Genomic DNA, 831 nt, shown 5'->3' with positions numbered 1-831 from the left:
GACACTCATATGAAGCAATTTTGCACTTTCACGGTCTGTTAAAAGAATAGCATTTTCTGTCATACTAAAATCCTTTCACTATAAAAAAATGGTAACAAATCATAACCATTTATTAACCACATTTTGGTTCATTTAGAAAGATGTTTTATTTATAGAAAACAATATTTTATCATATAAATTCTGATGTGATAATTTATGACTCTTATTGAGAGAGAAGAGAGAGAAAGTTATCCACAGATCATGGGGTTCTGCACCCCATATCTTTAAGATTGACCGGTGACATAAGCCGCCCATTTATCCATATAAACGCGGCGCTGTTCTAGATAGTCAGTGCGACGATAGGCACGCTCTACTTTACCACCTACCGTATGACTTAGAATAGTTTCAGCGACCTCATAGGGAGCATCGGTTGTTTCAGCGAGCCAATCGCGTAAACTAGAGCGAAAACCATGCGGGCATGCTTCAATTTTATTTTTTCTCATATACCAAGCCATCATCGTATGTGAAAGAGGACCGCGACCGGTAGGAGAAAAAAGAAAATCACTTTTAGAAATACAACGAGCTTGTTCAATAATTTTCAGCGCTTCTTTTGATAAGGGGACGCGAAATTCTGTTGTAGTATCACGCTTTCCTTTCATATTTTCAGCAGGAATTGTCCAGACATCATCTTCAATTTGACCTTCACGAATATGACGCAAAGGAAAAGTACGAACTCCTGTCAAAATAAGCAAACGCAAAGCCAGTTGTGTTAGGATTGTTGTTTGGCAAAGCGTTTTATAAAAAGCGGGAACATCTTTCCAATCCATTGCAGGTAGGTTTTTGATTTTATGG

The 831-nt window shown here is 37.8% G+C and carries 1 protein-coding gene and 1 pseudogene; both read right to left on the bottom strand.

Annotated elements, in window-relative coordinates; all coding sequences use genetic code 11:
- Positions 1 to 63: pseudogene (locus ACFINM_RS09800) on the bottom strand (DNA-binding protein); the annotation flags it as partial.
- A 200-nt stretch (positions 64 to 263) separates the two neighbouring features.
- A partial coding sequence (locus ACFINM_RS09795) for a tyrosine-type recombinase/integrase (RefSeq protein ID WP_375641353.1) occupies positions 264 to 831 on the bottom strand: 568 nt, incomplete at its 5' end.

It is taken from the genome of Bartonella sp. AA168HLJHH, from assembly GCF_042197365.1.
Lineage (GTDB): Bacteria > Pseudomonadota > Alphaproteobacteria > Rhizobiales > Rhizobiaceae > Bartonella.
Note: the sequence above shows the minus strand (reverse complement) of the source record. Positions and strands in the feature narration are given on the sequence as shown.